Source organism: Desulforamulus ruminis DSM 2154 (genome assembly GCF_000215085.1).
Classification (GTDB): domain Bacteria; phylum Bacillota; class Desulfotomaculia; order Desulfotomaculales; family Desulfotomaculaceae; genus Desulfotomaculum; species Desulfotomaculum ruminis.
Map to the genome: position 1 here is coordinate 2,936,885 of NC_015589.1, position 25,485 is coordinate 2,962,369.

The 25,485-nt window shown below is 44.5% G+C and carries 23 protein-coding genes and 1 tRNA gene; 6 read left to right on the forward strand and 18 right to left on the reverse strand.

Annotation, left to right across the window (positions count from 1 at the left end; genetic code table 11):
* Window positions 1–121 precede the first annotated feature (121 nt).
* Together DESRU_RS14565 and DESRU_RS14570 are read right to left on the reverse strand one after the other, a co-directional pair.
* Window positions 122–2,002 carry an ABC transporter ATP-binding protein gene (locus DESRU_RS14565; RefSeq protein WP_013842843.1) on the reverse strand — a complete coding sequence of 627 codons (1,881 nt, stop codon included), beginning with the start codon at window positions 2,000–2,002 and terminating at the stop codon, window positions 122–124.
* Complete coding sequence (locus tag DESRU_RS14570) at window positions 1,999–3,726, reverse strand: ABC transporter ATP-binding protein (protein WP_041275444.1); 1,728 nt, start codon at window positions 3,724–3,726, stop codon at window positions 1,999–2,001. Before DESRU_RS14570 ends, DESRU_RS14565 begins: the two co-directional genes overlap by 4 nt.
* A 172-nt stretch (window positions 3,727–3,898) precedes the next feature.
* Here DESRU_RS14570 and DESRU_RS14575 point away from each other — a divergent pair, with 172 nt between their 5' ends.
* Genes DESRU_RS14575 through DESRU_RS14585 form a run of 3 tightly spaced genes read left to right on the forward strand, consistent with a single transcriptional unit; the run spans window position 3,899 to window position 5,767 of the window.
* A complete protein-coding gene (locus tag DESRU_RS14575) occupies window positions 3,899–4,678 on the forward strand; it encodes a hypothetical protein (protein ID WP_013842845.1) in 780 nt (259 codons plus the stop codon).
* Window positions 4,679–4,680: 2 nt separating this feature from the next.
* The gene (locus tag DESRU_RS14580) at window positions 4,681–5,046 is read left to right on the forward strand and encodes a GntR family transcriptional regulator (RefSeq protein WP_013842846.1); all 366 of its coding nucleotides are present in this window, start codon (window positions 4,681–4,683) and stop codon (window positions 5,044–5,046) included.
* A gap of 22 nt (window positions 5,047–5,068) precedes the next feature.
* The gene (locus DESRU_RS14585) at window positions 5,069–5,767 is read left to right on the forward strand and encodes an ABC transporter ATP-binding protein (protein ID WP_013842847.1); all 699 of its coding nucleotides are present in this window, start codon (window positions 5,069–5,071) and stop codon (window positions 5,765–5,767) included.
* A 197-nt stretch (window positions 5,768–5,964) separates the two neighbouring features.
* Here DESRU_RS14585 and DESRU_RS14590 read toward each other — a convergent pair whose 3' ends face one another.
* The 5 genes from DESRU_RS14590 to DESRU_RS14610 form a co-directional block, all read right to left on the reverse strand.
* Window positions 5,965–6,678, reverse strand: a complete 714-nt coding sequence (locus DESRU_RS14590; protein ID WP_013842848.1) for a hypothetical protein — start codon at window positions 6,676–6,678, stop codon at window positions 5,965–5,967.
* Between the two features lie 170 nt (window positions 6,679–6,848).
* Complete coding sequence (locus DESRU_RS14595) at window positions 6,849–8,237, reverse strand: amino acid permease (protein ID WP_013842849.1); 1,389 nt, start codon at window positions 8,235–8,237, stop codon at window positions 6,849–6,851.
* A 99-nt stretch (window positions 8,238–8,336) separates the two neighbouring features.
* The gene (gene ald, locus DESRU_RS14600; protein ID WP_013842850.1) at window positions 8,337–9,455 is read right to left on the reverse strand and encodes an alanine dehydrogenase; all 1,119 of its coding nucleotides are present in this window, start codon (window positions 9,453–9,455) and stop codon (window positions 8,337–8,339) included.
* Window positions 9,456–9,762: 307 nt separating this feature from the next.
* Window positions 9,763–10,974 (reverse strand): diaminopimelate decarboxylase, encoded by a 1,212-nt coding sequence (gene lysA / locus DESRU_RS14605; protein ID WP_013842851.1) that lies wholly within the window; start codon window positions 10,972–10,974, stop codon window positions 9,763–9,765.
* Complete coding sequence (locus tag DESRU_RS14610) at window positions 10,964–11,677, reverse strand: TrmB family transcriptional regulator (RefSeq protein WP_013842852.1); 714 nt, start codon at window positions 11,675–11,677, stop codon at window positions 10,964–10,966. The genes lysA and DESRU_RS14610 overlap by 11 nt, the downstream gene beginning before the upstream one ends.
* Window positions 11,678–12,315: 638 nt before the next feature.
* On the opposite strand from DESRU_RS14610, the gene DESRU_RS14615 reads away from it, so the two are divergent.
* Window positions 12,316–13,377 carry an EFR1 family ferrodoxin gene (locus DESRU_RS14615; protein ID WP_013842853.1) on the forward strand — a complete coding sequence of 354 codons (1,062 nt, stop codon included), beginning with the start codon at window positions 12,316–12,318 and terminating at the stop codon, window positions 13,375–13,377.
* 277 nt (window positions 13,378–13,654) lie between these two features.
* A complete protein-coding gene (ytaF, locus tag DESRU_RS14620) occupies window positions 13,655–14,314 on the forward strand; it encodes a sporulation membrane protein YtaF (RefSeq protein ID WP_013842854.1) in 660 nt (219 codons plus the stop codon).
* A 581-nt stretch (window positions 14,315–14,895) separates the two neighbouring features.
* Here ytaF and DESRU_RS14625 read toward each other — a convergent pair.
* The 5 genes from DESRU_RS14625 to DESRU_RS14645 all read right to left on the reverse strand — a co-directional run bounded on the left by DESRU_RS14625 (window position 14,896) and on the right by DESRU_RS14645 (window position 18,068).
* A complete protein-coding gene (locus tag DESRU_RS14625) occupies window positions 14,896–15,117 on the reverse strand; it encodes a hypothetical protein (RefSeq protein WP_013842855.1) in 222 nt (73 codons plus the stop codon).
* A gap of 188 nt (window positions 15,118–15,305) precedes the next feature.
* The gene (gene nrdD, locus DESRU_RS14630; protein ID WP_013842856.1) at window positions 15,306–15,569 is read right to left on the reverse strand and encodes an anaerobic ribonucleoside-triphosphate reductase; all 264 of its coding nucleotides are present in this window, start codon (window positions 15,567–15,569) and stop codon (window positions 15,306–15,308) included.
* 143 nt (window positions 15,570–15,712) lie between these two features.
* A complete protein-coding gene (locus DESRU_RS14635) occupies window positions 15,713–16,354 on the reverse strand; it encodes a Bax inhibitor-1 family protein (RefSeq protein WP_013842857.1) in 642 nt (213 codons plus the stop codon).
* 120 nt (window positions 16,355–16,474) lie between these two features.
* Complete coding sequence (locus DESRU_RS14640; RefSeq protein ID WP_143758796.1) at window positions 16,475–16,798, reverse strand: DUF5658 family protein; 324 nt, start codon at window positions 16,796–16,798, stop codon at window positions 16,475–16,477.
* A gap of 643 nt (window positions 16,799–17,441) precedes the next feature.
* A complete protein-coding gene (locus DESRU_RS14645) occupies window positions 17,442–18,068 on the reverse strand; it encodes a TetR/AcrR family transcriptional regulator (protein WP_207635954.1) in 627 nt (208 codons plus the stop codon).
* Window positions 18,069–18,610: 542 nt separating this feature from the next.
* Between DESRU_RS14645 and DESRU_RS14650 the strand changes: the two genes are divergently transcribed.
* Window positions 18,611–18,687 (forward strand) — tRNA-Pro (locus tag DESRU_RS14650).
* A 113-nt stretch (window positions 18,688–18,800) separates the two neighbouring features.
* Here DESRU_RS14650 and xth read toward each other — a convergent pair.
* The 6 genes from xth to DESRU_RS14680 all read right to left on the reverse strand — a co-directional run bounded on the left by xth (window position 18,801) and on the right by DESRU_RS14680 (window position 25,375).
* A complete protein-coding gene (xth, locus tag DESRU_RS14655) occupies window positions 18,801–19,598 on the reverse strand; it encodes an exodeoxyribonuclease III (protein ID WP_013842861.1) in 798 nt (265 codons plus the stop codon).
* 310 nt (window positions 19,599–19,908) lie between these two features.
* Window positions 19,909–20,697 (reverse strand): HD domain-containing protein, encoded by a 789-nt coding sequence (locus DESRU_RS14660; protein ID WP_013842862.1) that lies wholly within the window; start codon window positions 20,695–20,697, stop codon window positions 19,909–19,911.
* The gene (locus DESRU_RS14665; RefSeq protein WP_013842863.1) at window positions 20,687–21,403 is read right to left on the reverse strand and encodes a dTMP kinase; all 717 of its coding nucleotides are present in this window, start codon (window positions 21,401–21,403) and stop codon (window positions 20,687–20,689) included. The genes DESRU_RS14660 and DESRU_RS14665 overlap by 11 nt, the downstream gene beginning before the upstream one ends.
* Window positions 21,404–21,405: 2 nt before the next feature.
* Window positions 21,406–22,128, reverse strand: coding sequence for a dTMP kinase (gene tmk / locus DESRU_RS14670; protein WP_013842864.1), 723 nt, complete (start codon window positions 22,126–22,128; stop codon window positions 21,406–21,408).
* Window positions 22,125–23,648 carry a Ppx/GppA phosphatase family protein gene (locus DESRU_RS14675; RefSeq protein ID WP_013842865.1) on the reverse strand — a complete coding sequence of 508 codons (1,524 nt, stop codon included), beginning with the start codon at window positions 23,646–23,648 and terminating at the stop codon, window positions 22,125–22,127. Before DESRU_RS14675 ends, tmk begins: the two co-directional genes overlap by 4 nt.
* Window positions 23,649–23,914: 266 nt before the next feature.
* A complete protein-coding gene (locus DESRU_RS14680; protein WP_013842866.1) occupies window positions 23,915–25,375 on the reverse strand; it encodes a VanW family protein in 1,461 nt (486 codons plus the stop codon).
* Window positions 25,376–25,485 lie beyond the last annotated feature (110 nt).

Sequence of the window (25,485 nt, forward strand, 5' to 3'; positions counted from 1 at the left end):
CAATCTCTCCCTATCCATTAAAATATAACTTTACTCTTTTTTGACGGTTAAAAAGGTAATCTGTAACAGCGTGTGTTTAAAAATATCTCGACTTCCGGCAGGTTGCGCTTTCCCCTGCTCATCAGGCGCCCTTGCGGAAAGCTTTTCCTGTAAACTGGCTGTTGTAGAGATCCGCATAGAAGCCCCCTTCGGCCAGGAGATTCTCATGGCTGCCCTTCTCGATAATTTGGCCGTTATTCATGACCAGGATTATATCTGCGTCCCGGATGGTGGAAAGCCGGTGGGCAATGACAAAGCTGGTTCTTCCTTTCATCAATTCCTGCATGGCCCTTTGTACATAAACCTCGGTCCGGGTGTCCACGCTGCTGGTGGCCTCGTCCAGAATCAGGATGGCGGGATCCGCCAGGATGGCCCGGGCAATAGTCAAAAGCTGTTTTTGTCCCTGGGAGATATTGGATGCTTCTTCGTTTAAAATGGTGTCATAGCCCTGGGGCAGGGTGCGGATAAAGTGGTCCGCGTGGGCTGCCCGGGCTGCCTGTACAATTTCTTCTTCCGTGGCTCCCTCCCGTCCATAGGCGATATTGTCTCTGATGGTACCGTTAAAGAGCCAGGTGTCCTGGAGCACCATGCCAAACAGTCTGCGCAAATTGCCGCGCTTTAGTTTGGTTATATCAACCCCGTCAATGGTTATTTTGCCGCCGTCCAGTTCATAGAAACGCATCAGCAGATTCACCAACGTGGTTTTGCCTGCGCCGGTGGGACCGACAATGGCAATGGTCTGCCCCGGTTGAACATCCATATTTAAATTTTCCAGCAGCGGAGCCTCTTGCTTATAGCTGAATTTGACGTTCTGGAAATGAACCTCGCCCCTGGGGGAAGCGAGGATGGTTGCTTCCGGCGCTTCCGGCATTTCTTCCTGTTCGTCCAGAAGTTCAAAGACCCGTTCGGCGGAGGCAATGGTAGACTGAATAATATTGGCAATGTTGGCCAATTGGGTAATGGGCTGGGAGAACTGCTTGGAGTATTGAATAAAAGCCTGCACATCCCCGATTTCAATAGCCCTTCTGGTGACCAGCACACCGCCAATGACACTGATCAGGACATAGCCGATGTTGCTGATGAAGCTCATTAAGGGCATGATAATGCCGGAAATAAACTGGGCTTTCCGACCGGAGTGGTAGAGTTCTTCATTCATCTCGTTAAATCGGGCAATGGATTTTTCCTCGTGTCCGAAGGCTTTTATCACGGGATGACCGGTATACATTTCCTCCACATGTCCGCTCAGCTCCCCCAAGGCCTTTTGCTGGCCCACAAAGTGAACCTGGGAGCGGGAAGCGATGGCTTTAGTAACAATCAGGCTGAGGGGCAGGGTCAGGAGAACTACCAGGGTCATTAACGGGCTGATGGTCAGCATCATTACCACCACGCCCACCAGGGTGACCACCGATGTAATCAGTTGGGTCAGGCTTTGCTGCAGGGTGCTGCTGATATTATCCACATCGTTGACCACCCGGCTTAGGATTTCCCCATGGGGGTGGGCATCAAAAAATTTAAGAGGCAGGCGGGCCAGTTTCTCGTTTACCTCATTGCGCAGGTCATAAACGGTTTTCTGGGCCACCCCCGCCATAATATATTGCTGGATGTAACTGAACAAGGCGCTGAAAAGATAAAGCCCGGCCAAAATGAGAAGAATGTGCAGGATATAATTAAAGTCGATGGCCGCTCCCGGTACCCCTTGCATTTTCAACAGGCTGCCCTCAAATAGTTTGGTGGTTGCTTTGCCCATAAATTTGGGGCTGACAATGCTGAAAAGGGTGCTGAGAATAGCGGTGAAAAACACGGCCAGCAGTTGAAATTTACGGGGCTTTAAATAGGCCAGCAGCCTTTTCAGGGTGCCTTTAAAATCCTTTGCTTTTTGTACCGGCAGGCCCATTTGAGGTCCCATGCCGGGACCAAAATGCCGTTTTCTGCCAGGTCTCTGTTCTCTGCCTTCCTTACTCACGCAATTTCCTCCTCTGACAACTGTGAAGACACAATTTCCCGGTATACCCCACAGGTATCCATCAGTTCCCGGTGACTGCCGATGCCCATGATTTTCCCCTCATCCAACACGATGATGCGGTCCGCATCCATGACCGTGCTGACTCTCTGGGCCACCATGAGCACGGTGGAAGCCGTTATTTCCTGTTTTAGGGCTGCCCGCAGCTTGGCATCGGTTTTAAAGTCCAGGGCTGAAAAGCTATCGTCAAAAACATAAATCTCCGGTCTTCTTACCAGGGCCCGGGCAATGGAGAGGCGCTGCTTCTGCCCGCCGGAAACGTTGGTGCCTCCCTGGGCAATCAAGGATTGGAAACCTTCTTTCATGGAGGAAATAAATTCCGTGGCCTGAGCAACGGTCGCGGCTTGTTGTATCTCTTCATCCGAAGCCGTTTCTTTACCGTAGCGGATATTTTCTGCAATGGTGCCGGTAAACAGCACCGCTTTCTGGGGCACAAAACCAATTTTTGCCCGCAGGCTTTCCTGTGACATTTGACGCACATCCACGCCGTCTATCAGGATACTGCCGCTGTCAACATCATAGAACCTTGGAATCAGGCTGATCAGCGTGGATTTGCCCGATCCGGTGCCGCCGATAATGGCGGTAATTTCCCCGGGCTTGGCGCTGAAGGAAATGTTGGAGACAGCCGGTTTTTCCGCCCCGGGATAACTGAAGGTTACATTTTGAAATTCCACGTAGCCTTGTTTCCCTTGAGCCGGCTGCACCGCTGCCTCATCTCGGATAACGGGTTCCATGTCCAACACCTCGTTAATCCGGATAGCGGAAGCCGAGGCCCTGGGAATCATGACAAACATAATGGAAACCATGATGAGCGAAAACATGATTTGCATGGCATATTGAAAAAATGCCATTAAGGCTCCCACTTGCATGTCTCCGTTGTCAATACGGATGCTGCCGAACCAAAGGATGGCGATGGTTGAAAAGTTAAGAACCAGCATCATCACCGGCATGAGAGCCGCCATAATCTTATTGACTTTGATGGCGGTATCGGTTAAATCCAGGTTCGCTTGATTAAAACGCTTCTGCTCATGATCAATCCGGTGAAAGGACCGGATGACGCGAATCCCCACCAGGTTTTCCCGCAGAACCAGATTTAAGCGATCTAATTTAATTTGCAGAATTTTAAAAAGCGGTATACCTCTGCTGATCACGGCATAAATGAGACCGGCCAGGATTGGCAAGGCTCCTACAAAGATTAGTGACAGCTTGGCATCTTTGGAAACAGCCATAATAATGCCGCCCACACACATCAACGGCGCGCTGATCATCATCCGCAGCATAACCGTCAATACCTGCTGAACTTGTGTAATGTCGTTGGTGGTCCGGGTAATGAGAGACGCCGTGCCAAATTGATCAAACTCCTGCAGGGAAAAATTTTCCACATGGGAGAAGATTCTTGCCCGAAGATTCCTGCCGAAACCCGCTGCCACTTTGGAGGATAAAAAGCTTGCAGTAATGGAACAAGTGACCCCTCCGGCAGCCACCAGCAGCATAAAGCCACCAATTTTTAAAATATAGGCCGTATCCCCTTGAACAATCCCGATATCCACAATATCCGCCAGCAGAGTCGGCAGATACAGATCGGCAAGGGACTGTAAAAAGATTAGGGTTAAAACAAACACCACCGGAATTCGGAAGGGCTTTAAGAATTTCAGCAATTTAATCATCGTTTCATCTCCGTTTACTTGGGCTGCTTTAAGCTTACATCGTTCTTCAAGTAAATATACACCCGCTTCATCCACCTGACAATGGGTCCTTTTAGAGATTGACAGACAGATTATTCTAGTGTACTATTTATCTATAACACTAGTACATTATTACACACGAAGGAGGTCCCCTATGAATGCATGGTGGAATCTGGTGAAAAAGGAACACCGGATGATTCGCAACTCGGCCTTGATTCAGTTTGCTTTCCTTTTCCTAGCAGGTTTATGGCTTATCTACCGCGCCCCCAATCAGAGCCATATGGTGGTGCTGGTAATCCCGGTATTTTTTTTCTTCTCCCTTTTTTACCTTTCTCTTTACATGTTTAAAAACCTGAATTACGAATTTAAGTACGCACCGCATCTCTGGCTGCACTGCCCGCAGCCAACCTGGATGCTGCTTGGCGCAAAATTTTTCACCGGTTTGCTTCAAATGCTGGTCATCCTTTTACTGCTGGGCGGAATTATTTTACTGGCCGGGATGAATAGTTTCCTGCCTCAATCCCTGGGAATAGACTCTCTTCCAACCGCCGCTTTGGTTACGGAACTGGGGGCCTACATGGCACTGCTGGCTCTGGCCCTGGGCATTTATTTTTCCGCCTGGGTGACTTTAATCGTGGTGGTCAGTGCTGCAGTCCGTAATATTTTAGGCCGGTTTCGCTGGCTGGCCGGTATTGGAACCTTATGGGCCGGTACCTGGGGCATGGACCAATTGCGCAGTACCTGGGTTTATGATCAATTAACCCACTGGGGCGCTTTAAACATCCCTTTAACCACCCTGAAGTATGTGCCCCAGATTAGCGATTCCATTCACCTCGGTCCGGTTTATGGCGGCGAAATTTTGTTTTATATTATTCTTACGCTGGCTTTATACTTTTTGTCCACCTGGCTGATTGACAACAAAGTTGAGGTGTAGTGATGAATCAAAGCTATAACAACACCCAACCCATCTATTTGCAAATTGTGCAGCGCATCTCCCGCCAGGTGATCCGGGGAGAACTGAAGGCCGGGGACAAGATGCTCTCGGTCCGGGAAATGGCCCTGCAGTGCGGAGTTAATCCCAATACCGTACAGCGGGTCTATAACGAATTGGAGCAGTTGGGCATTGCCGAAACCCGGCGGGGGCTGGGTACCTTTATTACTGAAAATGAAAAACGGCTCCTGCAGTTGCGGGAAGACCTAAAGCGGGAGCAGATGGAGGATTTTATTAAGGATATGAAGGAAATGGGATTTTCAGCCGAAGAGATATTGGACGGCTTGCGAGAGACATTATTCCCAAACTGAGAAATTGGAAAGGAAGAAAAGAATGAATTCCATTGTGGCGTTTTCCAACGTAACCAAAAAATATCCGGGCCGGACGGCCTTAAACAACATCAGTTTCACGCTGCCCCAGGGAAAGGTTATCGGTCTGGTTGGCCCCAACGGCAGCGGAAAATCCACCCTTTTAAAATTAATATCGGGCTTAGCGCGTCCCAGCAGCGGTTTGGTAGAGGTGAACGGAAAAGCAGCTCATCGCCGCATTGCCGGAGAGGTGGCTTATCTGTCGGAGCTGGATGTGCTCTATCCCTTTTTTACCGTGCTGGAAACCATTCGGTTCAACGCCGGCCTGTTTAAAGATTTCGACCAGGCCAAAGCCATGGAAATGCTGACTTTTATGCAGTTGGAACCGGATCAAAAGGTACGAAGTTTATCCAAGGGAAACCGGGGCAGGTTAAAAATCATCCTCGCCCTCTCCCGTCAAGTTCCGCTGGTCTTAATGGATGAACCCCTGTCGGGGTTGGACCCCCTGGTAAGGGATTCCATTATTCGGTCTCTGATTTCTTTTCTGGATCTGGAAAGCCAGACCGTCATCATGAGCACCCACGAGGTGGCGGAAGTAGAACCGATTCTGGATATGGTGGTGGCCATCCAAAAGGGACAGATCCGGAATATTGACGAAGTGGAAAACATCCGCAGCCAACATGGCCAAAGCCTCATCCAATGGATGAAAGAAACCCTGACCTAATAGAAGCTTCTAAAAAATAATAGAACACGGATTTTACGGATTCCACGGATTTACACGGATTAATCATTTATATTTTAAATCCACGTAAATCCGTATTATCCGTTGAATCCGTGTTCTATTCCTACTAGCCGGTTATCCGTAGCGTTACCTGCCTATTTTTGGCCCGCTATTTAAAAGTAGTTTTGCCAAACTCTCTTTTATCTCGCCTTTCTGAGAAGCTGAATATCCGCTTCCTGCCGGATGGACCGTACCGCCAGAAGGTCCAAAAGTTCCGAATGTCCGGCCTGTACAGCCATTCCTTTTTCCAGGCTGATTCCCAGTTTATCCGTTTCTAATTCTAGACGGTCAAATTTTAGATGGATTTGGTCTACCTTTTCCACCGTATCTACAAACTTTTCTTCATGCTCGGTCCAGCCGTCAAACAGAGCCCGGACTTTATCAACAACCTGATTTTCCATGTGGATTGTCAGTCTATCAACACGTTTGTCCAACTCATCCACCTTAAACTCCAGATTGTCAAATTTAGACTCAAGCACTGCTTGTCTTTGTTCTAGCTTATCAAATTTAGACTCGAGTACCGCTTGCCTTTGCTCTAATTTATCAAACTTAGATTCGAGTACTGCTTGCCTTTGCTCTAACTTATCAAACTTAGATTCGAGTACCGCTTGTCTTTGCTCTAACTTATCAAATTTAGATTCGAGTACCGCTTGCCTTTGCTCTAACTTATCAAACTTAGATTCGAGTACCGCTTGTCTTTGCTCTAACTTATCAAACTTAGATTCGAGTACTGCTTGCCTTTGCTCTAACTTATCAAATCTAAAACCAAGAAGCGCTTGTCCCTCTTCTAGATGATCAATTTTTTGGTTAAGGGTTTTTAACTGCAAAAGAATATTATTTAATAATTCTTCCATCGTCCATAACTCCCCTCCCAAGGATCCTGCCAATTTATTCTATAGGCACACAATCAATCCCTTCAGGCTGTGGAAATAAATTTGTCGTTAGAAGAGTTGGATGAAATAAATCCATAAAAGAAGAAGCAAGGGCACGCGTCCCTTGCTTCTTACTAGTGTTTCAAGTCATATCAGGCTTTCTGTTTTCTAACCGCATCATCTTTATTAAAACCAAAGGAATAGTAACTCAAAAGCAGCAGTCCAAACCAGACCGGGCCCACATACAGAGCGATTCTGGTGCCTTCACTAAAGGCCATCATTATAACCACCAGGGCTAAGAAGGCCAGGGTCAGGTAAGAAGTCAGCGGCCACAGGGGCGTGGGAAACTTAAGCTGGGATACTTGTTCCGGGGATAAGGATTTGCGGTAATTGATTTGCGCAACCAATATGATTCCCCATACCCAAACCGCGCCGATGGTAGTTACGCTGGTAACATATTCAAAAACTTTCGCCGGAACCAAATAGTTTAAAACCACGCCGATGCAAAGAAAAGCTGCGGATATGAAAATACCGTTCACAGGTACGCCGCTTCCGCTGAGCTTGCCAAAGAAAGCGGGGGCCTTCTTTTGCAGGGCCAGGGTGTACAACATACGACCGGTACTAAAGATACCGCTGTTGCAAGAAGACAGGGCGGCCGTAAGCACTACGAAGTTGATAATGCCGGCGGCGGCCGGAATCCCGACCTTGCTGAAGGTAAGAACAAAGGGACTTCCTTTGGAGGGATCAATTTCGTTCCAGGGGAATAAGCATAAAATGATGAATAAGGCACCCACATAGAAAATTAAAATACGCCATAAGACTTTATTGATGGCCGAGGGAAGGGTTTTTTGGGGGTTCTCTGCTTCACCGGCAGTTACACCAATCAATTCCATGCCCAGGTAAGCAAAGGCCACCATGACCAAGGCCAGTGCCGGTCCGGTAAAGCCCTTGGCAAAAAAGCCGCCGTGAGCTGTCAAATTGGATATGCCAATGGGCACGCCGTTGTTGCCGATACCAAAGAAAATCATGGCTCCACCGATAAGAATCATGGCGATAATGGTCACGACTTTAATCAGAGCAAACCAGAATTCAAACTCACCATAGTGTTTTACGCTAATTAAATTGACTACCGTCATAATAACCAGGGCGGCCAGAGCCCAGGCCCATTGCGGGGTATCCGGGAACCAGAAGGTCATGTAAATTCCGGCAGCGGTAATCTCCGCCATGCAAGTAACCACCCACATAAACCAGTAGGTCCAACTGGTCAGATAGCCGTATACCGGACCGATAAACATATTCGCATAGGCACCAAAGGAACCGGATAGCGGGTAGGTTACAGCCATCTCTCCCAGAGCGCGTAATACAATAAAAATTGCTAAACCTGCGATCAGATAAGAAAGCATGAGAGACGGTCCGGCGGTTTTAATGGCTGTTGAGGAACCCAGGAAAAGACCTACACCGATGGCACCGCCAATGGCTATCAGTTGAATATGTCTTTCTTTTAGACCACGATGCAGGCCTTCATTTTCGGGGGTTTTCATACTATTCCAACCTCCAGTATTCTTTGTATTTTGGTTCAGTTTGTTGAAAAAGTCATCCTTTTTAAAAGAAGGTTGCTAGATTTCAGTACCCTTTGGTGATTAAGCAAGTACCTGTTCCAGCGGAGTGTATGCCAGGTTGAGGGCCTTGGCTACGGCTTCATAGGTGCACTGCCCGGCGGCTACGTTGACACCCTTGGCCAGGGCACGGTTTTCCTGCACTGCCTTTACCCAACCTTTATCGGCAAGCTGAAGCGCATAGGGCAAAGTAACATTGGTTAAAGCAAAGGTAGAAGTCCGGGCCACTGCTCCAGGCATGTTTGCCACCGAATAGTGAATGACGCCGTATTTTTCATAGGTGGGCTCACTATGAGTGGTTACCCGGTCAATGGTCTCAATGGATCCACCCTGGTCAATGGCCACATCCACAATAACGGATCCGGGTTTCATCCCTTTAACCATTTCTTCTTTTACCAGCTTGGGAGCCTTGGCCCCGGGAATCAGTACCGCGCCTACCAGCAGGTCGGCCTTTTTAACTGCCTGGGCAATGTTATAGCTGTTGGAGGCAACGGTATGAATACGACCGCCAAACAAGTCATCCAGGTAGCGTAAACGATCCACGTTTAAATCCAAAATGGTTACGTTCGCCCCCAGGCCCATAGCCATTTTAGCCGCATTGGTTCCTACAATTCCACCTCCCACAATAACCACTTCTGCGGCAGGCACCCCGGGCACCCCAGCCAGTAGTACACCGGAACCGCCATAAGTTTTTTCCAGGTACCGGGCGCCAATTTGAATGGACATGCGTCCAGCTACTTCGGACATGGGGGTTAACAGGGGTAAAGAACCGTTGTCCAATTGAATGGTTTCATAAGCAATACCGGCAACCTTTTTCTTTAACAAGGCTGCAGTCAGTTCTGGTTCCGGAGCCAGGTGCAAATAGGTAAACAGCATCTGCTCCTCTTTAAATAAGTCGTATTCCGCTGCCAGCGGTTCTTTTACCTTCATGATCATATCGGCCCGGTCGAAAACCTCTTTGGCGGTTTCAACAATTTCTGCCCCGGCAGCCAGATAATCATCATTGCTGATGCCACTGCCTACACCAGCCTTATTTTCAATAATTACCCGGTGGCCATGGTTAAGCATAGCCTCTACTCCGGCAGGAGTAATAGCAACACGGTTCTCGTTGTTTTTAATTTCCTTTGGTACTCCTACAATCATTTTGATACCTCCCTTAAGATTTAATGTTAGACGATGAGGAATACAATATAATGTTAAAGCAAAATCCATGCCATAAAATGAAAATCGACATTATAAAATTAGATGAGTCCGTAAATAGCAAAGATTCTAAATAATTTAAATTTTATTTTGTCCATTTTTTTCTAAAACAAAGTATTTCTTTTAGTAAAAATGATAAAAAAAAGTGGCAAATTATTTTATCAGTCGGTAAAATAACTTGTCACTTTGGCAAAAGCTGTACGATATTGTGTTTGAAATCTGAAATTAATATAATTTATCGTTTACTTCCTTATACATAATGCCTTACAAGGTCCTCAAAACAATCCCGCCTTCGGATCATACGGTGGCTGCCATCTGCGTTCATCAATACTTCACCGGGCCGCAGCCGGCAATTATAATTGGATGACATAACATAGCCGTAGGCTCCGGCATTCAGAACCGCCAACAAATCACCTTCACGTATTTCCGGTAAAAGTCTGTCCTTTGCAATAAAGTCTCCGCTTTCACAAATATTTCCCACCACAGTGACTGGTTTTAACGGACCGCTTCTTTCCTTTTTACCGATGACTTCTATTTGATGATAGGAATCATACAGGACCGGGCGAACCAAAACATTCATGCCGAGATCGGTTCCTATGTAGGTCTTCTCATAATTTTCTTTGATTGAATAGACTTGGCCCAATAAAATTCCACATTCAGCAACCAGGTATCGGCCCGGTTCAATCTTGAAAACCACTTCTTTGTTATCATAATTCTGAAGAAACTCCTTTAAAAGGGCAGAAAGCTTTATGGCCAGCATTGAAAGATCCAGCCGGGCCTCTCCTTCTCCATAGGGTACGCCCAAACCACCGCCAAGATCAATAAATTGCAGATTGGGAAATTGCTTAGCAATCTGCAAGAGTCCTTTTACACCCTGAATATATTTGTCTTCATTTAAAATAAGAGAACCAATATGCTGATTAATCCCCACTAGTTTTAATTGATATTTCTTTACAATCTCTTTGACCTGATCTGCAAAATCTGCCTGTACACCAAATTTTGTGTTTCTTCCTGCAGTAATAACCTTTTCATGATGTCCTGCTCCCACTCCCGGATTAAAACGAACGGCAACGGCTCCACCGGCATTGATTTTTCCGTACAGTTCCAGTTGGGAAAGGCTATCCACGCTGACTAAAATCTCCCGCTCTATGGCGTATTTCATTTCTTCTGCCGAAACGTTGTTGCCAATATAAAAGATTCTATGGACTGGAAACCCGGCCAATTGTTCAATATAGATTTCCCCAGGAGACATGGCATCCACGTCTAACCCTTCATTCAGTATAATCTTCAAAATTTCCAGGTTGCTATTGGCCTTGGCGGAGTAATTAACGGTGCAATTGATACCCGGTAAAAGATTTTTTAATTCCCTGCATCGGTTCCGCAAAATACTTTCATCGTATACATATAATGGGCTGCCATAATGTTCAATTAATTCATAGGCGGTATTATGATTAATAAACACTGGTCCTTTTTCCTTTCTTCATTGTAATAAGGTCTATTTCATTCCTGAGCGCCTCTTTGAAAAGAGTAATCAGGGTTTTGTTTTGAGTGAATAAACAGGTGGCCATGTTTTTTTCGTTTTTCATATTGCCCGTTAATATGAAGGATGAGTCGGCAATTAAGCGAATTTGATAGGCCTCTTTGTCCGCATAATAAATCTCCGCCCCTTCCATATGAAAGGGTTGTGAAGTTATGATGACAATTTTTATTCCGCGCTTGGCCGCAGAAACAAGCTCACTTTTTATTATTTGACATTCTCTTGCCGCCATGGATAGATACAGGCGTTCTTTAGCATTTTCAAGCAGGGTTTTCATCTTATCAATAATTCTGCCATCACCGGAGATGGTGATATAGGCCTCCGGGGGTTCCAGCTTTTGAGGTGCATTTTCTTTTATATAGGAAAGCACCTGATCAAAGGCACGCTTCTTATTCTGACAATATTCGTCGACGGGCACAGCGGTATATTGAATGCTTTCGGCGTCAATCTTGTAGGCCGCCCCTTTTTCTATAAGTCCTTCCAGGGCAATATAAACATTTGAACGGGATATCCCGGAAAACTTGGCCGCCTCATAGCCACTTAAGGGTCCTTCTGAAAGCAAAGCAATATAAACCCTTGCTTCATAGGACGTTAACCCGGTTACCATCAGACAATTTACTAAATCCATAGGCCACCCCCGCATATAGTATTACTAATTAGTAATACTATATTAAAAAAATAATTTTGTAAATTGGCAAGTATATTTTTCCCAAAACTTTTTTAAATTGTTATGAAGCAGAGACCAAGCATCATCTAGTCTTATTGCAGATTGGTAAAAATATATTTAACTAAGGTCTATGATATAATGTGGACGAAGGGCATCTTTAGTCACTTCTTCGTATGTTATTTAGTCAGAGAACATCCATGATTTATTTTAAATCCAGGAAGAACCTATGTTTAAATATTCATTATCCTTCAAAAGTTATATTCTATTCGGTATTGTTCTTGGTACTATGTTTGGGATCATAACTCATATTTCTGTGGGATGATCGCGGGAAAGGTCGTGGAAGGTTTATTTGCATCTGGCTATTATAAAACAAAGAGTAAAAACAAAAGGTAAATGGCATACGTAATATTGAATTCCTCAGGAATTTCTACCTTTCTTTTCTTTCCCTATATACCGTGCGTATATATAACATAAGTAATAATTTAAAGAGAATAATATATTATCGAACTAAAGGATGAATGTGTTAATAATAATTCATCAAGATTAATTAATCTATACGATTATCCTTTTATATCTCTTTTTGAAAGGGACGTAACCTGTTGATCAAACAAACTCAAATATACTATATGTCCGGTACAGGCAATACCCGCAGAGTAGCTCACTGGTTTGCTGATGTGGCCCGGGAAAAGGGGATTCCCAGTAAGATTTATCAAATAACCAAACATGGCCGCCAACCTAAAGTCAATACCTGTTCTACAAATCTCTTAGGCATTTTGTTTCCTACACATGGATTCACGGCTCCCTGGCTAATCATACGATTTGTATTGAGCTTACCTCGGGGTAAGGGGACACAGGCCTTTGCCGTTGCCACAAGAGCCGGTCTAAAAATAGGACCCGTTTTTACTCCGGGTTTTGAGGGAACTGCCGTTTATCTTGTTGCCTTACTGCTTTTATTAAAAGGCTACAACATCAGACTGCTGAGCGGCATTGATATGGTAAGCAACTGGCTGGCCCTTCACTGGGGCCTAAGTCCTGCAAACTCTAGAGCCATCATTGACAGGAACAAGCCCCGGGCCTTAAAGATGGCCAATATCTTATATTCCGGCGGAAGGTACATTCGGGGTCAGGTGCAGCTTGTTTTAGGTATTTTGCTATTCCAGATCTCCCTTGGTTACTTGCTGATGGGAAGATTTATGCTGGCAAAGTTATTTTACGCCAATGAAAACTGCAACGGTTGTGGGCTTTGCGAAAAAAACTGTCCCACAGGTTCTGTTAAAATGAGAGGCTGGAAAAAGAAACGACCTTTTTGGTCCTTAACCTGTGAATCTTGTATGCGGTGCATGGGATTTTGTCCAAAAAAAGCGGTGGAAGCAAGTCATCCCCTTTTTGCGGTAATGATTTATTTAATTTCCATTCCTTTGTCTGCTTATATATTGTACTTATTTGGTCAACAAGTAACCTGGCTGACCAACCTTAGCGGCTGGGCTCGTGTAATTGTAAACTATGTTTATTCTCTTTCGGTTATAACAGCCGCCTATTTTATATTTATGCTACTAATGCGTATACCCTTGATAAATAGATTATTGACCTATTTGACTCCGGTTCATTACTACCGAAGATATCATGAACCGGATACAAAGTTAAAAGATTTTTTAGAGTAATTCATATTTTTAACCAATATCAAGTATCCCATTGGCAAAGCAATTGACCCAAGGTGAAATGTATTATAATCACACCTATAATAAACCACATTGCTACTTTTTATTGACCTGCCGGTCTATAATATTTTGCTATTTTTTCTTGTTCAAATTAACAATTATTTTAGTAAAGTTCCATAATTTATTTTATCAGCCAATATCAGGAAGAATTAATAAAGAACTTTAAAGCAAATGAAAACATACACTACTTCAGAGCAAAGATTGAAGGAGTGGAAACTGAGTGAACATTTTAGGCATAATCCTTATTTCCTTAGCTTTAAATTTAGATGCTTTAGGGGTGGGATTTTCCTATGGAATTCGCAAAATAAAACTTCCTCTGTTGTCCATGATCTTTATTTGCCTTATATCCATAGCCAGTCTAGGTTTATCCATGCTGGCAGGCTGTGCCATAAATCATTACTTATCCGCCGCCATTGCTAAACATATGGGAGGCGGCATTTTAGTCTTTATGGGAGCCTGGGCAATCTTCCAATACTTTCATTCTAAAACCCTTATGCCCGTTAGAGATATAGCGGAATCCCATACCACCACCGTACCGGATATTACCACTTTATTTCAATTGCGGCTATTTGGTATACTGATACAAGTTTTAAAAGATCCACAGGTGGCGGATGCCGACCAGTCAGGTACAATTTCTATACAGGAATCACTTTTATTGGGTATGGCCTTAGCCCTGGACTCCATTGGAGCGGGAGTAGCCATTTCTTTGCTGGGGTACAATATTTTAACCATGGCCCTCTGCGTGGGCGCATGTCAGTTTATCTTTACCTATTGTGGAACACTGGCTGGTGCAAAATTAAGCAAAACATCTATGGGCAGGCAAATGGCCCTTCTGCCCGGATTTATTTTAGTAATTATCGGTATCAGCAGATTTTTTTAGTGGGTGTGAAGCCATATTCTATCAGAGTTTTTTTCGATTGAAATATTGTGGGTAAATATTTCCACTATTATTATTAGTCGACATTTTATATAATTTAAACCAGCTACCAATCAATTATACGAAAGGTGGTCCTCTGTTTCATGAAAAAGATTCTTGTACTCGGAACCTTGGCTATCTCTTTACTAACGTTTACCGTTCCCGCTTTAGCAGCTACCTCCACTTGCAACGTCTCTTATGGGACAAGCCTGAGTCAATTGGCAAAGCAGTGCTTCACTCAGAAATCATCCAGCAACTGCTCAACCCAATTACAATCTATTCTTGGGAATGTCAAAACTCAGAAGTCGTCCAGCAACTGCTCGACTCAATTACAATCTGTTCTTGGGAATGCCAACACTCAAAAGCAATTAAGCAATCTATTAACACAAATTAAAAATAATTGCCCAACTACCCCATCTTCATCTTCATCCAGTAATTGCAACTACACCTTATATCGTTAGTAAAAAATACCCCGGTGAAAACCGGGGTATTTCCATTGATACTAGCAATAGCAGGTCTCATCTCTCTTAAATGGAGTGATCGGTTTAGTTTTGATTCATTACTAAATTCTGGGCTTTTGAACCCAGAATTTGTTTAACGGGTTTTTTATCTCTAATTACACACCTTACATTGGTATCTCCTGGACATATTTCAATGATTTCCATTTCCTCAATCTCTAAACCTGCGGATTCGTATATTCTTTTTTCCTTAGCAATTATTTCTGCGATCTCTTTCTCATCTAAGCAACACCGGACACTTAGCTTCATTTTGTCTCCTCCCTTGCGTTGTTACATTAAGCATATATCAGAATTATTACAAAATGATTTCATTGCGTTAGAGTTAAGAGTATCGTCAGAAAAGAGTTAGTATTGTTTGAATATTTTAAAATATGTTATTTTAAACTCTGTTACGGCAGGAAATTATAAAACCCCCACCTCCCGGCAGGGGTATCCACCTACAAATGCACGACCCTTTCCTTTAATTCTTCCCTTTTTGCATCATTAAACCGGTCTACCGTACTCAAATACCCTGTGATACGCCTAACCCGGCGAATATCCGATTGGGCCCAGGTTTTCACTTCTAACTCCTCACGGTTAATCTCCGATATTTCAATCTCAGCGATTTCTTTCTGCCGCGAAGCAAATCGTCCTTTCTCTTCGGTGATGATGCTTTCAATCTCTTTCTCGGTTAGGTTGCCATGAACTGTTATTTTCATCATTTACACCTCACTTTTCATATGATTTTATTGTAGCATGGGAATATTACAAAAACATGACAAAAAAAGGAAACCTGTGAGAATCCCCCAGGTTTTTCAAAAATGCTTTTTGGTCAAAACAATGTTTATCATCTTTTTATTTATGGTTAATCATCGCTCAAAATTCTCAAAATAGAGAGGAACAGGTTAATAATATCAAGATACAGGGAGACACAGACATCAACGGCATTGTCCATGGTAAAGGGTATATTTTGAGCTCTGTACCAATCATAGCCGATATACAGAGAAAATAAGACTGCACTGATCCAGCTTAAGATCGTAGGATGAATGCCCATAACCCACGTGATGACATTGGCCACAACTAAACCAATTAAGCCAATAAGCAAAACTCTTCCTAAGCCAGCAAAAAAACTGGGGAAAGCGGTGCTGAAGATTAACATTGTACCGGTTATTGCTCCCGTTATCACAGCAGCTTGGTGAATTAGGCCCGGAGCCAAGGGGTTTAAGGCAGGGCCTAAAATCACTCCAAAAGGAACCACCACCATCATATAACCAAGGAATGAGACAACTGCACTTTTGGACTTGGACGAAATAATAATTCCAGCAATGGAACTCACTAAATAACCCACATAATGAAGGATGGTTAATTGCAAATCAGCAAAGGTAAAGGCTGTAAATGCCGTAACGGCAAAGCCCAGTAATAGGCAGGCGCCAATTACAAAATTGTACATTGAAGCGGATAAAGTGTCATCCCCGGTCCGTTCATATACACTGGCGGATAATCTCATAAATCCCCCTCCCTTTAAATGGTTCTATATATAATTTTATACTACAATCTTAAAATGTACACCAGTTTAATAAACCCACCTGAATTGGGGATTGAACATTAGAATGTTCCCCTGAGCGCTTTATCTGGCGGCCAATCGAACAAAAACCCATAAATTCCACATCACCACAAACCCGTAGCCCCCTACCAGCCATTTGGCCAGCTTCAGAACGGTTTCGTTGCGCCTGTGCCAGAGCCACGCAACCACCGCCAAGGAACCGATCAACTTGAGCATGATTCCTTGGGGCGTATGAATGATTTCAGCCATGACCGGATTTATCTCCATTGCTCCCAAGGGCAGTGCCGCAAAGGTAATCAGCAGATCAGCAGCACACAGGACGAATAATAAGGTTAGATATCCCTTCAAAGTACCCTCATATTTAAACGCACTTTTACCAAACCGCATTTTGGAAGCAGCCCCCTGACGATTTTCATTTGCCGCCTTGCAATAAGATTCCTGCACGGTCAGTCTTAAATATTCCACATTATAGTGTAGTTCACCCTTTAGATATAGGTTCCCCTTGGGTTAAATTTTAATATTTATCAGCACCGGGAAACTCCGGCGCATCCTTTGAACAGGCTGCAAAGAGAAGAAAATCTAAAGGCATGATCCCCACCTATACGTAACATTTCAGACCAAATAACCATATAATATCGAACAGATGTGGCCACTACGCGAGTACTACTCTCACCTTGAGTAAACCCTTAGCAGCAAGTAGAGGTTTACTTCTCTTTGTAACACTCCAGCAATGCCTCCCATATTATGGAGTATCTTTTAAGAAAGGAGAATGAACAATGGGTTATGGTTTTGGCGGTTGCGGCGGTTATGATAGCTGTGCTTTCATCATCTTTTTAATCCTTATCCTTCTTCTGTTAGGCAGTTGCGGTTGTGGTTCCTATAGTGTAGAGAAGTAAGAAGGATGAAGGCCCCCGGAAGATATTCGGGGGTTTCCCACCGTGAATTAGGGGTAATATTCCGTGATTTGTCCTACCCGCAAAATAGAACCCCGTAAAGGCTTGAATACAACCTTCACGGGGTTCAATCCCATTCATTGGGAAGAAGCATCTTCCTGTTGCTTATAAAAGCAATTTCTGAAAAGTTCTAAATACCGATCCATTTCTGCCATGATCTCATCACAATTAAACTCGCTAAAAGAGGGAAGCTTTGTCTTTTCCTGCTGTCTTACTCCAAAACCTTCAATGGTCCAGTTAATAATATCCATGGCTCTTTTAATGTCAATATCGTTACGCCATTTAGAATGGTCGATATTGTCATAAATCATGGCGTAGCTGCTTGTAATAAAATCTTTATTTCTATTCTGCAATTCATTTTTCACTTTACCATCGTTTTCAAAATTGGCTGCCATGATAAAGCGAAACATTTCAGGATACTTGGCTATAACATCAATTTTTAGTAATGCTAATTGCCGCCATCTTTTTAAAAGATCCCTTTCCTGCAAGTCTATTTTTCCAAAAAACTCCTCCTCAAGAGCCTCTAAGCTATAATCATACAAAAATAAAAACAAATCCTTTTTATTATTGAAATAATGAAAAAGCATTCCTTTGGCAATATCCGCCTCTTTTACTATTTCATTGGTAGAGGCATTTTTAAAACCTTTTTGGGCGAATTCTTTCATGGACGCATTTAAAATACGCTCCTGCTTTTCAAGCTCCAAGTTAAAAAACTTTGAAAATATACTATTCGCCTTCTTTCTAAAATAAATAGTCTTTTAAATTATAGACCATTTCGGTCGATAAAACCAGCGTAACACTTTCCACAAATATGGCCAATTGCTCGAATTAGTATTTGCTAAAAATAGATCCATTAGAGTTGGCTTTGAATACCTATAAAAACTAAGCACCTCTCTATCCTGCCGATAGAAAAGGAGGACGGTATAGATTAAACATTCCGTTTCATGCATTTATCCCCTCACATTTTTCAAAAATGAATCCCCCAGCTATATCTAAAGGGAAAATTGTTAATATAATGTTTTAGTTAGGTATAATAAGAATATATATAAGCATACTCATAACTAACTGAAATAGAGTAAACTATCCTTTTTATACAGGAATTTCAGTTTTGTTTCAATGCTGTAAAAACCAGTCCATTTGAGTAAACGACCGTTTATTTAAGCTGGTTTTTCTGTTGACTTTTCTTAACGTATTAGCTATAATAACATTTGTCGGCAAGGCAAGCTGGCAAAAAAGTTAAAAGAATCGGGGCGTAGCTCAGTTTGGGAGAGCGCTACCTTGGGGTGGTAGAGGTCGCAGGTTCAACTCCTGTCGCTCCGACCAGTTTTATAAAAAATGAAACCCGTGAAACCTTAAATAAAAGGTTGCACGGGTTTTTATTTTTGCAGGTAAGGCAGTAAAGTTCTGAAAATCTCCGTAGTGCCGCCCAGCTATAATCAGCCCTTAAAAGCATCCGGCAGGTCAAATTCCGCCAGTATAAAAGTATGATCGGAAGGTTTTTCCCGCTTTCTCGGTTCAATATCAATCCAAGCCCTGGTTGAACAGTTGGCCAGGGGGGCGGTGGCCCAGATATGGTCAATGCGCCAGCCCAGATTTTTTTCCACTCCCTTGGGCACCCGGTAGTCCCAGAAGGTAAAGTGGCCGCCTTCCGGCTGATGCAGGCGGAAAACATCTTGAAAACCCCATTCTCTTACATAATCCAGCACCTTATGCTCTTCCGGGTGAAACCCCACATGTCCCAGCAGCCTCTTAGGATTGTGTACATCAATGGTTTCCGGGGCCACATTGAAGTCCCCGGTCCAGAGCAGTGGTTCATCCGGCTTGAAGTTGCGCTCAAAGTAGTGCCTTAATTCTCTGATCCAGGCAAGCTTATAGGAAAATTTAGCACTATCCGGTGCAAACCCTTGGGGAATATAAGTATTGACAATAGGAATGTTTTGTATAAGGGCGGCGATCATCCGGGCTTCTCCCGGTTCTGTAAAAGCTCCCAGTTCTGTGGCCAGGGGTTTCATGGGGTGAAGGCTTAAAATAGCAACCCCATTATAAGATTTTTGTCCTTTATATAAACACTGATATCCGGCCTGCTCAAAGTCTGCAGCCGGGAAATCATGGTCCATCACTTTGGTCTCCTGAAGGCAGATTACATCCGGCCGGTTTATGGATAACCAATCCAGCAGGGCCTCTTTTCTGGCACGGATGGAATTCACATTAAAGCTGGCCACTTTAAAAAGCATGTTTCATCAGTCCTTTAGTAAAAAAATAGTTACAAATATAAATTTCTCTCTGTTTTATCTTTTCCCTTCCTCTACCCTTTACCGCTCCGGCAGAAAAAGTCCCTTATTTAGATCCGTCTCTCTCTAGCTCTTTTGTCACAAAAAAATTGCGGCATGGCCGCAATGTTTCTTTATCCTATTTAATTTCTGCCAACACTATTTTTAAACAACCCACCAGGACCAGGAATAAACCCAGGACCAACCACATGTAAAGGCTTCCACTCCTCTCGTTGCTGAACCTCTACACTCTTACTCCCCGCCAATAACATTTTTAGACCTTTGCAACGGGTTTTTCTGTAAGGATCTCTTGCTCTTCTGCCGGTTGGAAATGGTGCTCCAAATTCTCTTTGTCGTCGTCTTCCGTCCCTTGCTCTGTTCCAGCGGTGGTTTCATCATGTAGTTCTATGCTATCACCATCATATTCCGTTGGTTGATCTTCTATATCTAATTCCTTAAAAAAATTTAACGGTTCTCCGTGCGGAGCATCGGCACTGGCAAATACCGGATTTAATCCAAACACTTCTCTAAAATAAGCGCTTTTCTTACCAAGCTGTTCTCCCAGGGTATTTAGATTTACCCCTTCCACCGTAAAGATGCAATTTTCGCCTTGCATTCTAACATCCTTCACGATGGTTTGGCCCCGGTGGAAATAATCCAAAGCATCGGCAATCCGCAAGAGGGCAATTAATTTTTTTAAAATCGGTTTGGAGAAACGAGATAGATTGGAAGCTTCGATCTTTACATTTTTGCGGTGGTTTCTAACCAGCAGGGCTAAAAGCGTTCTCTCCTTCTGGGGATAGCCATCCAGTCCCCGGTCGTGCAGCACCAGATAAGCCGAGTGTTTATGATGTCTTTTCTTGGAAATAAAGATGCCGATATCGTGCAGCAGGGCGGCATGCCGGAGCAAGGTTAATTCGGACTCCCCCAAATGATGAATGTTCCTTAGCTGTTCAAAAAGGGACACGGACAACCGTTCAACGGCAGCGGCATGCAGTTGGTCATATTGAAACTTGTTGCCAAGGGTCAGGACCATTTCAAGGTAAATAGCGTTATTTGACATCAGTCTCCAGCCTTCTTTCTTCAAGGAAACGTTGAATGTCTCTGCGGATATTTTTTTGAATGATTAAGGGGCTTTCCTGGCCGTCTAGCACGGTAAAGTTAAATTCTTCGGCCATTTGGTCATATTGGCGGGCCAATAGGCTTTGATAGATTTGAAAGCTCTCAAAGATGTCTCCGGAGAGGCAGATATCCATACCGGACTCCCAGTAATCCAGAAAGCCATATTTTTCGAAGGAGCGGTACAATAGAACCTGGGGGTCCACCTGAAGGTAAAAGATCAGGTGGGGAATGGGAGCGAAGCCGAAGAGTTTGCGCAGCCAGTCCTTGGAGGCCCCGCGAACCAAATCCCTGGCCATGAGAGTAAAGATATACCGGTCTGCCAATACGACGAAACCGGCCCTTAGGGCGGGTAATATTTTATTTTCCAGTTGATCAGCAAAATCGGTGGCATACAGCATGCCCAGAGTCCTTTTGCCCAGGGTATTCCCCTGCTTGGCTTCCAGGATGGCATCCCCAATTAAGCCCGAACGCCTTAAACCGGTGTCCAGGACCGCATGTCCACTCCGTTCCAGCCAGGTGCGGAGTTCTTTTACCTGCCAGGATCTGCCTGAGCAGTCGGCCCCTTCGATAACAATCAGGATGCCGGAATATTCATGTCCCTTTAAGTAGGGGAGCCCCTGTCCGTAAAAGGTAAGTTGTTTCTCCATGGTTATTCCCCCTGCACCAAACAACTGAGGTATTTTCCATAGGTGGGCGGATGAAAGTCTCTCAGCACCAGGCGGCTGACCATTTCCCTCATCCTGCTCTGTTGCTCTTCAATACTCAAGGTAGCATCCATCACGGTCAGGCCTTCAGCTTCAATCATTTCATCATACTGTTGCTTGATAATGCCTTGAAACAATTTAAAGCTCTCCACCGGATCGCTGCTCAATCCCAGGTCCATACCGGATTCATGATATTTTAATTCCGGCCGGCCGGAAAGAATCCGCTGTACGGAAACCTCCAGCGGCGCCTGAAAATAAAAGGCAATGTCCGGTCGAAGGGCAAAACTATACAGGTTGCGAACCCACTCCGGATCGCAGCCCCGGGCAATATCCCGGGCAAAGGCCGTGTAAACATACCGGTCTGCCAGAACCAGATAACCGGCCCTGAGGTGTGGCAAAATCAATTTTTCGTAACGGTCGGCAAAGTCGCTGGCATGGATCAGGCTAAAAGTAGTGGGGGTTAGCAGGTTGAGCTTCTTTGCTTTTTTAGTTGATTTCTTTACCAGTTCTGAAGAATTCCATTCCGTAAAAAATACAGGGTATTGCTGTTCCTCCAACCAACGTTTAAGAAGGTACAGTTGGGTGCTTTTACCGGAACCGTCGCACCCCTCCACAATAATGAGCCTGCCGTTATATCCCGCCAGTGCGCCATTTCTTGCTTTAATCATTGTTCCTCCTTGGGAAATTTAAATCTTTTACCAAAAACCTTATTAAAATTGGTTACTTTTTTATAAAGCTCCCGAATTTCCAGGTCCGCATTATCGGTCACTTTACAATCAATTTGCACCTCATTTTCCTTTATGGTACAAATCACATCCTCCACCACGCCGGCCTCACTGCGGTCCAGGTTTTCACCCATCCGCAGCAGCACGCCCAGCCGGCGTACCAGCATGCCGTCCTGAGGATACAACACATCGGAATGCTGTTGTAATTTGAACTTCAGGTCGATCTTGCCATGGGAAGCGGCTACCAGGGCCACCAGAACCATTTCCCGATGGGAAAGGCCGTTGATCCTGGCGTTTAACAAAATATACATGCTGTGCTTGTGGTGGTTATAGTAGCTTACGGCATTTCCAACATCGTGCAGCAGCGCTGCAATCCGCAAAATCCTGCGCTCCCAGAATCCATAACCATGCAAGGACTCCAATTGATCAAACAGGGACAGGGATAATTTGGCCACATGTTCCGAATGATGGCGCCTTACCCGGTACAAATCCATGAAATTCTGCACGCTGTGTTCAACCACATCATTTAAAACATACCGGGATTGATTGCGGAAATAGTGTTCATAAAAAATGCCTTCCCGCAGCCCGGATCCACTGACCCGAATGCCCGGCGCCCCGGTATGCTCCAGCAGCTTTGCAATGGCCGCCACCCCGCCGAGGATAATGTCCGCCCTTTCTTTAGACAGTCCGGGGATGGCTTTACGCTCATCAATGGTGGTATCCTGTAAATACAGATACGTTTGTTTAACCCGTTCCGTATGAATACGGTAATTATGCAGGATATTCAGGCTAAACCGGGTTTTCTTGCGATCCATTCGTCCAAGATTGCGAACGGTTCCCCCTACCCCCAGCACCTCCAGTCCTTTGGCTGATTCCAGCCAAGGGATGGTGGAATATTGGGACCGCAGGAACTTTTCCAATCTTTCAATCTGATCGGGAAAAATTTCGGGTGTGGGAAGAAAACCTTCTGTCAGGTCCACAACACCAAAGGGAAGGCTGGCCCATTGAACCATCCGGCGTTCCTTACATAATATAAGCTCCGTGCTGCCTCCACCGATGTCTATGATTAAAGCATCATTAAACTCCAGGCTGTTCACAACGCCAAAGTATACATATCGGGCCTCTTCCTCTCCTGAAAGGATACGAAACGATACTCCGGTTTCTTTCATGACGGTTTCCAGAACTTCACCGCCGTTTACAGCATTGCGGATAGCAGCGGTAGCCACGCCAACCACACTGTCAACCTTATTGGCCCGGCAGAATTTTTGCAGCAGCTTGATGGTTTGTACCGCCCGGGCGATGGCCGGCGCTTTGATCACCCTCTCCGGACCCATGTTCTCGCTAATTCTGGCAGTTTCCTTAATCTCGTCCAGTAATTTATAGGCTCCGTTATTCACTATGGTCATAAGAATAAGCCGGATGGAATTTGAACCTAGGTCAATAATCCCGATGTTTTTGGACATTTTTTCCTCCCATTTGACAAAATTGTATCATTTATTGTAAAAAACCACATTAAGGTCTTGTTAAATTTAGGAAATATTCTTTTAATCTTTAACTGACAAAAAAAAGGATTCCGGATTTCTTGAAATAGAGTCTACGAAAAATAAAATTCCCCGGGAGATTACTATTTATTTTAACAGAATAATGATCTTGCCGCCACTCATGACCCGTTTCTCTCCTAGGCACCGGGGTATTAAGGCAAGAAAAGGGACCCTTCCGGGTCCCTTCATTAAAACTCTGTTTGTACATATTCTTCCTGTTTCTGCTCTTGCTCTTTTTTTGAATGATCCGGTTTTTCTTCTATAGAGGAATTAACCTCTTCCTTAGACATTGCTTTTTCCTCGGAGGGCCCTACATGGATTATTTTTGCCTTAGGATAATAGCGGCTGGCCGGTAAGGCCTCCCGCCCGACGATCTCCCCGTTATCACGGATAATTCTCTCGGCTTGCGCTTTAAATCCTTTATAGCCGGCATCCACCACCGTTTCTTCACCCGGAGCCAGACTGGAGTCTTCCTTTATAATTGGATCGGCTTCCACGGTTTCGGTTACCCAGCTCCGGATGGTGACATCCTGTTTCGTCTTGGTTTCGCCATAAACTTGAACGGTGATGTAATTCCTGCCGGTATTGGTTCGCAGGTAAGCATGACCGGGCAGTGTGTTTTTAAATTTAAAATCCAGCAAATCCCACGCCACCGCGGCATCCCGCCCCAGGGGCACATAACTGACGGCCAGGGAGTGGTTGTGTCTTTCCACAAGGGTTAAATTGGCCAGCAGGATGGCGTTATACAAGGTGGTGGATACCTGACAAATGCCCCCGCCCAAAGCTTCGTCGAATTCATTGCCCACAATAACCCTGGCCGGACGGAAACCCGCCGCAGCGGTACGGGCCCCAACGGTTTGGTTAAAAGAAAATTCCTGGCCGGGCTTTAACATCAGGTTGTTGATTTTATCGGCCGCTAGTTTTATGTTCATGCGGCGGTTTGTATTCTCACCGTCAAAATAGGTTGTAAACTCACCAATTTTGCCGTTAATCTTCAAGGCCTCAATCTCCTGCAGGGTTGTACCGGCCTCCAATTCATCCGTCTTCAAAGCAATCTTCAGTTCTTTTCCATTACGGATGGCTTGAACCAGATCATTGTAAATCTGCTCGTAATTTACCTTCCTTCCCTTTTGATCCGGGATAAGCAGGACCTCTCCATCTTCAATTTTAAAGGAAGCATCCGTGGCCGGGCGTTCAATAGAATTCAGCATGGGGTTTAAGATCAGGGCTAATTTATCTTTGTCCAGCCATACGGAAAGAGCAATCTCCCTATTGGCAGGTTGAAAATAGGCTTTCCACTGCTGCAGCAGGGAGTGATCCCTGGGCGTAAAGACCTGATCCAGGGTATCGTTCACATTCACCGTAAAACCCAACTCCTCGAGAGAAACCGTCCGGGTTTGATCCTCAAAGACCACCGAAACCTCTTGGGTCGAAAGATCCTGGGCCAATTCTTCAAGCTTTTCCTCTACCTGTTCCCTTTCCCAATTGGACATATCCAGCCCCCGAACAGAAACACCCGGTGGAACCTTATTGGCCTCGGCTTGTTCCAGGCGCAGTAAAAAACCAGAAACCACCGCTCCCACTAACAAGACGCTAATACCCAAATAAACCAGCCACTTCGTTTTTGTACCTGCCCCTGCTTCGGACAATGATAAAACCTTCCTTCTGGCCAACAAAATTATCTACACCCTAAAGACGTTTTTGCCAGACAAAATGTTGCTCAAAATTTGAAATTACCAGCTTTATCTTTTTAAAATAA